This is a genomic window from Vibrio salilacus (genome assembly GCF_002811245.1).
GTDB classification, from domain to species: domain Bacteria; phylum Pseudomonadota; class Gammaproteobacteria; order Enterobacterales; family Vibrionaceae; genus Vibrio; species Vibrio salilacus.
In genome coordinates this window covers 68,981-75,778 of record NZ_NIVQ01000016.1, presented here as the reverse complement: position 1 = coordinate 75,778, position 6,798 = coordinate 68,981, and the positions used below count along the sequence as shown (strand labels likewise).

Annotated in this window: 4 protein-coding genes and 1 tRNA gene; 1 reads left to right on the top strand and 4 read right to left on the bottom strand. The window is 44.2% G+C overall.

From position 1 onward, the window contains the following. The first annotated feature begins 107 nt into the window (after positions 1 to 107). Positions 108 to 192 (top strand) — tRNA-Leu (locus CDZ87_RS12020). A gap of 239 nt (positions 193 to 431) precedes the next feature. On the opposite strand, the gene CDZ87_RS12015 is transcribed toward CDZ87_RS12020, so the two are convergent. The 4 genes from CDZ87_RS12015 to flgK form a co-directional block, all read right to left on the bottom strand. Beyond that, complete coding sequence (locus CDZ87_RS12015) at positions 432 to 1,565, bottom strand: flagellin (RefSeq protein WP_100753771.1); 1,134 nt, start codon at positions 1,563 to 1,565, stop codon at positions 432 to 434. 501 nt (positions 1,566 to 2,066) lie between these two features. After that, positions 2,067 to 3,212, bottom strand: coding sequence for a flagellin (locus CDZ87_RS12005; protein ID WP_100753775.1), 1,146 nt, complete (start codon positions 3,210 to 3,212; stop codon positions 2,067 to 2,069). A 355-nt stretch (positions 3,213 to 3,567) separates the two neighbouring features. Next, the gene (gene flgL / locus CDZ87_RS12000) at positions 3,568 to 4,761 is read right to left on the bottom strand and encodes a flagellar hook-associated protein FlgL (protein WP_100753769.1); all 1,194 of its coding nucleotides are present in this window, start codon (positions 4,759 to 4,761) and stop codon (positions 3,568 to 3,570) included. Between the two features lie 9 nt (positions 4,762 to 4,770). Further along, positions 4,771 to 6,645 (bottom strand): flagellar hook-associated protein FlgK, encoded by a 1,875-nt coding sequence (gene flgK / locus CDZ87_RS11995; protein ID WP_100753768.1) that lies wholly within the window; start codon positions 6,643 to 6,645, stop codon positions 4,771 to 4,773. Positions 6,646 to 6,798: the final 153 nt, after the last annotated feature.

Sequence of the window (6,798 nt, the reverse complement as noted above, 5' to 3'; positions counted from 1 at the left end):
GCACATCACTCATAATGATGGGGTCACAGGTTCGAATCCCGTCGTAGCCACCATTAATACAACGTCGCTAGAATTTACCAATTTTCTAGATGACTACAGTACATGCTGCGGACGTGGCGGAATTGGTAGACGCACCAGATTTAGGTTCTGGCGCCGCAAGGTGTGAGAGTTCAAGTCTCTCCGTCCGCACCATATTTTAACGAACCCAGCTTTGTGCTGGGTTTTGTTTTTCCTGAACATCATACTTTTCTTAGCATTGTTAATTAGCAATAGCCAAATGGACATTTCACCAGCATTGACCTCGTTCTCTTCCCCTTAGCTATTTTTTGTCTGATCTGTCCGTTACGGCATTATAAACGCGCAAAAAAAATCCAGCCACCGCTGGATTTTTTATTAAGTCATGACTTTTTAGTGTGCTAAAAACTAACTTTTTAGCCTAAAAGCCCCAACGCTGAGTTGGGCGCTTGCTTTGCTTGTGCAAGAACTGAACTAGATGCTTGTGAAAGAATCTGAGATTTTGTCAATGCCGTCGTTTCTTTGGCAAAGTCGGTATCCTTGATTCGGCTCTTAGACGCATTAACATTCTCATTAATATTTTCTAAGTTATTGATTGCATGATTGAATCGGTTTTGGAATGCACCAAGTTCAGCACGATGACTATCAACAAATTTCAGTGCAGCATCTACAATCGCCACGGATTCTTGAGCACCACCAACATTGGTCACATCAATGGTATCCACCGTGACTGCTTTCGCTTCTCCTATGCTTAGTTCGCCCGCTAAACTACCACTAAAGGTAGCAGCGCCATCAACATTGTTATTGTCTGTAAATAGTTGCAGTTTTCCATCTTGGTCAACCGATGCTTTTACAAGGTCTGTCTGACCGTTGATATAAGTCGCCAGCTCTTCAATATCATCGCCTGATTTAGCGTTGATCGTTACACTTTGCTCTTGGCCAAATGTATCCGTTAATGAAATAGTAAGGTCATTCGCACCATCTTGAACTGCCCAGTCTTTGCCCTGCCCATTGGCGGCAACATAGCTATTACCTCCCATCATGGCATTGTCACTGCGCATATTGTTCATCGTTAACATCACCGCTTCACCACTGTCTGCACCCACTTGGAAAGCCTTGGTTGCAAAAGTACCATTAAGTAGCTTATTACCACCGAATGAGGTCGTTTCAGCGATACGGTTTAACTCATCATTGAGTGCCGTGATCTCTTCTTGAATCGCGGTCCGTTCTGATTTTGAGTTGGATCCGTTTGCAGATTGTAGTGACAAATCACGCATACGCTGCAAAATGTTGGTAGTTTCATTCATGGCACCTTCTGCCGTTTGCGCCATTGAAATACCATCATTTGCGTTACGTACTGCGACGTCTAAGCCTCGGCTTTGAACATTCAAACGGTTCGAAATTTGTAGACCAGCCGCATCATCTTTAGCACTGTTGATCTTAAAACCGGAAGAAAGTCTTTCCATCGACGCTTGCTGAGCAGATGACGCACTATTGAGATAGCGTTGTGCCGTCATTGCTGAAACGTTTGTGTTTACATTAACCGCCATAGTAGTTTCTCCTATTGATTACCGTAGACCGGAGTGGAAGGTTTCCGACGTCTCGGTAAACCAATTAGTTCTCTCAAAGTAACCTTATTAACGACTCAACATTGATTAACTTTAGAGCTAATTGGCCAAATAGTGTGAAATTCACGGCGAACAAAGCTTAACTTGATGATACCTACAGATATGAAATTAATTGCTAAAGTTTTGCCCGAATTGGTCGAGAGGTAGCCATTTTTCAATTGTACTGCGGAGAGGATATAACTTGATGTGGGTATTATGAAACCAAAAAGAAAAAGCCCCTTTTCCTTTGAGAGAACCGGGGCTATTTTGGTGGCTAAGCCTTTGGAGATCAAGAGAAATGATCAAAGCCTGGCCGCCTGCTACATAAGTGTTTCCAGTGATGGAGTAGGTATGAGAGAGAACCCCAAAACCTTATCACTTATGTTTGCCGTCAAACCTCCACTATTCCTACGTCTAGGCTACTACTAGTGGAGTACTTGACCACTACTGCAATAATGACATTGCAGAGTTTGGCAACTGTTTTGCTTGAGCAAGTATTGACGTACCTGCTTGTTGCAGAATTTGTGCTTTGGTCATCGCTGTCGTTTCTTTGGCGAAATCGGTATCGCGAATTCGACTGTTCGATGCCTCTACGTTTTCTTGGATGTTAGCCAGGTTATTGATACTGTGGCTGAGACGGTTTTGCTTAGCACCTAGATCTGCACGTTGTGAATCTACGTACTGCAGCGCTGCATCAACAATACCTACCGCATTTTGCGCGCCACCTACAGAACGAACATCAATATTTTGTACCGTATTTTTCACTCCAGGCCCTCCCTCAAGACCAAGCTCTGAAGCCAAGCCGCCCGAGATGTTTAAGTTGCCTTCTAGGTTAGGCTCTGCAGCAAAAATCTGTAGTCTGCCATCTTCATCAACTGATGCGGTAAGCTTATCAGTTTGGCCATTGATATAGGTTGCCACCTCTTCAATATCATCACCTTCTTTAGCAATAATATCTAAGGTAATTGCTTCACCAGCTTTGGTCGTAAATTCAAATTTGAGGTCTTTCGCCGCCGCAGGGACTCCCCAGTCTTTATCTTTTCCTTTCTCAGGATCTGAAATGAAGCTTTGTCCGCCCATACGGGACTCATCAGCACGCACACTGGTCAAGCCCATGATGATTGCCTCACCTGAACTCGCACCAATCTGGAATGACGCTTCACCAAATGAGCCGTTAAGTAGCTTACGGCCACCGAATGACGTAGTTTCAGCGATTCGGTTCAATTCATCTTGTAACGCAGACACTTCTTCGTGCAAAGCTTGACGCTCTGACCCCGAGTTGGTGCCGTTAGCAGACTGCAATGATAGATCGCGGATACGTTGTAGAATCGACGTTGATTCATTCATCGCCCCTTCTGCCGTTTGCGCGATGGAGATACCATCGTTGGCATTGCGCATCGCGACATCTAAGCCACGAGACTGGGCGGTCAAACGGTTAGAAATTTGTAGACCAGCAGCATCATCTTTTGCACTGTTAATCTTTTGACCTGAAGACAAACGCTCCATTGAAGTATTAAGGTCGCCGGTCGCTTTATTCAAGTAACGTTGAGCGGTCATCGCTGACACGTTCGTGTTTACATTAATGGTCATAGTTTGCTCTCCTATTGAGTTCGCAAGTGCTTGCGAAGCGGCCAGCTTAGTCTCATTTGGAAGCACTGACCGTAAATGCCTTGCTAAGTAGAAATACTCCTACTTAAAACCTGTTTATTTAACTCTGCACTAACCGATTCAAGTTATGTGCCAGTTTTAAGAAATTAATACTAAAAATATCATTCCTTTAAATATCAGTCACTTAATAGCATTGCTTGGGTTCCGTTCAGATTGAACACTTTATGTTCATTCTAAGCGGCAACCCGATTGCCGCTTTGTTGCCACTGTCTTGCCACTAATGGTTAAGACAGCTCTCTAATCTCGCACTTACGGCATGGCACGTAAGGCAATGAGCTTAGATATAATTAAATAGTGTCAGGTCTTTGGTTTTGCCAAACGCCTGTTGCGATGCCTGCAAAGCTCGTGAATTTTCATTAAACTCGATGATGGCTTCAGCATAATCGAGGTCTTCAAAATTGCTTTTCGATTTGGTTAACGTCATTTTGAAATCATCGTGCTGCTCTTCTTGAATATCTAAAGTATTCAATCGTGCACCAACATCAGTACGCGCTTTGTTTAGGTGGATAAATGCCGCATGCAACTCTTGTGTTATCTGGTGTAACTTAGCGGTATTCGAAGCATCAGATACCGAGCCTTGCGAGAGCTTCATTGCCTCATTAAAGGTTTCAAAGATACTGTAACTGCGGCGTGGTTCGAGGGAGATTTCATCCCCTTTGCTGATCTGCCCCTTCACCTGAATGGTGACACCTTCAAATTGAATTCCTTTACCGGGATTAAACGTGTCAGCTTTAACCACTGAGCCATCTCTTTCGAGTTGGTAGCCATATTGGTTATCTGGCATATCAACAAAGGTGATCTTATAGGTTGAGTTGTCATCAGGGTTAAGATTAATCGCCCGCTCAAGAAGTAGCTCTGAAGCTTCATTCAAATTGTAATTGGGCTCAAAATCACCAAACGGATTATCGATCTCCATAAATAGCTTGTTACCAGGATCGTTAATTGGCATCTCCAAGCTATTGGAAATCTTCATTTTGCGCTGGTAGTCATCACCAACATAAACCACATCGCCATCTTTATCTTTAAAGAAAGGCTGATTCTTCGGCTTGGTTCCGGCAAAAATATAGTTACCTGATTCATCTTGGACATTGACTAAGTTAAGAAAGTTAGCCGCCAATTCTTGAATTTCACGTCGTTTGGCTAAGCGGTCTTCTGGAGATAATGACCCGTTGATCATCTCCATGACCGTACGCTTGGCTTCATCGGTGTACTGTTCCGCATTGGAAATAATCACTTCATGGTGCTCTAAGCGGTTACGAGTCAACACAATCGCATCAGTAAATTGGCGTAGTTGCTCTTTTTGCTGACCAATATTTTGGATGTAGTGGGTCGCCAGCGGATCGTCACTCGCCTTCATCAGTTTTTTCCCTGACGCAAGTTGAGCTTGGTTGTGATGTACTTTTGCCTCTTGACGGCGGAAGTCATTCTGCACCGATTGATAATTGTGGAAGCTCGAAATACGATTCATCACTTATGCCTCCTATCTCAACGCCAAGATGGTGTTAAAGGTGTCGTTGGCCGCCTGCATAATGCGTGAAGAGGCCATATACGCTTGCTGAAACTTCATCATGTTGGCCGCTTCTTCATCAAGGTTAACCCCGGCAATAGAGGCGACTCGCTCTTGTGCCGCCTCTTTCTCTAGTCTGGAGACATCGGTCAGGCGTGAAGCCGTTGACATTTGTAAGCCAACATCGGTGTTTAAATTGTGGTAAACATCTAAAATGGTTGATTCACCATCGTTTAGCTTTTTATCTGTCTGGATGTTGAGCATTTTCCTTAAGTTGCCGTTGTCACCTTCTGATGGGACAAGGTTTGCCGTAAACTTATCGTTCGGCAACGCGCCATCAGTTAATTCAAACACTGTCCCTTGGACATCTACCAGACCTTTAGGAGGGTAAGCCTGAGGACCAAGTAAAAGATTGCCACGGGTATCGGTTACAGCAAATTCAGTTCCTGTCGGGGAGACCACGACTTCGAATTCACGTACATCGCCAGCGGCCATCATAGTGAACTTTGCACTACCTTGAGCAAACGTTGTAGAAGCCTCGAAGCTTTGAGTCGCGATCTTGGTCGGATCATCGGTTGCCATCTTCATTTGTGCGGCGCCACTTCGAGTCGGACGTAATAGCACCCGTTCACCCGCTTGTAAATCGTTATTGATCTCGATTCGAATTCCATCCAAGGTGATAGCATCATTGACAACCGACGCAACAAACTGCTCACCGGAAGGGCGAGTGATGTAATAGTCACCATCGTTATATTGTAATGAATACTCACCACCGACTAACTGACTGGTATCTTCAATGTAAACAGCCACATCGGCATTAGAATTGGATGAGGTGACCACTCGCGACTTAGCAACAATATCTGAGTTAACGTCGGTAAATATCAAACTACCAAGGTTGCCGCGCAAATCCAGTCCTTGTGATTGCAGTTTATTGACTTCATATGAGAATGAGGTCGCCAGTTTTCCGAGCTCATCCATTAATTGCGGAATTTTTTCATCGCGCATCGTGAGCATCGCCCCGATCTTTCCGTCAATATCTTTGGTAGTAATAGATTTAATGCCCTTGCCTTCGATCATTGCCAGGCGGCGTTGGTGAACATCAGGATAACCGTCAATCATTTTCAGTTCACTGGCTTCTGTCCCTGATACTAAGGTGTGGCCGTTACCAATATGAACATTAAAGCCTTCTGCGTTTTTACGCGGCGTGACCGTGACTTTAGTGTACTCAGACAATTCGGCGATCAGCTTTTCATGTGTATCCATTAAGTCGTTATGCGGCCCTGGAGTGCGCATCATCAAACGGTGTAAATCACGAATTTCGACCGCAAGTTGATTCACTCGCTCTATGCCTAGATCGAGTTTTTTATTAGTCACATCCGACTGACGACGAATCGTTTCGTGAAAGTCATTTAGGTTTTGGGTAATGAGATCGGCTTTCTCTAGTACAACTTTACGCGCACCAACATCATTAGGACTATCGGCCAATGATTTCACGCCATCAAACCATTCATTGAGGTTTTCAGGGATTTTTTTCGATGCTACCGATGAGAGCATGCTAGACAGCATCTCTAGATTCTCTTCATTATCGACTTTATTTGCGTAACTGGTGGTCGAAACATTTAACTCGTTAACGGCAAATTGATCCCATGAGCGGCGAACTTTTTCCACATGGACACCCATACCATAGGTTTCCCCACCGTATTGGCGCGGCATATTTGTGCCTTGTATCACCGACTGGCGGCTATAACCTTCTGTATTTACATTAGAAATGTTATGACCGGTGGTGTTTAGTTGTCTCTGAGCCGTCAGTACGCTTTGCGCACCAAGATTCAGTAGATCAGACGCCATATTGCCCCCAAGAACCCTTTAAAAAATCAGTGTTAGCTGAGTATCTAAATAGATAAAAGCAAAATATATGCCAGAGGAAAAAAATACTGACTTGTCGGTTAAAGAAGTGAGCGGGACAACCGCGAGATGGAAGTCATAATGGGGTATAAGAAC

Bases quoted from the DNA above. Each gene is read 5' to 3' on its own strand.
- CDZ87_RS12015 (WP_100753771.1), bottom strand. From the start codon at position 1,565: ATGGCGGTTAATGTAAACACAAACGTTTCAGCAATGACGGCACAACGC.
- CDZ87_RS12005 (WP_100753775.1), bottom strand. From the start codon at position 3,212: ATGACCATTAATGTAAACACGAACGTGTCAGCGATGACCGCTCAACGT.
- flgK (WP_100753768.1), bottom strand. From the start codon at position 6,645: ATGGCGTCTGATCTACTGAATCTTGGTGCGCAAAGCGTACTGACGGCT.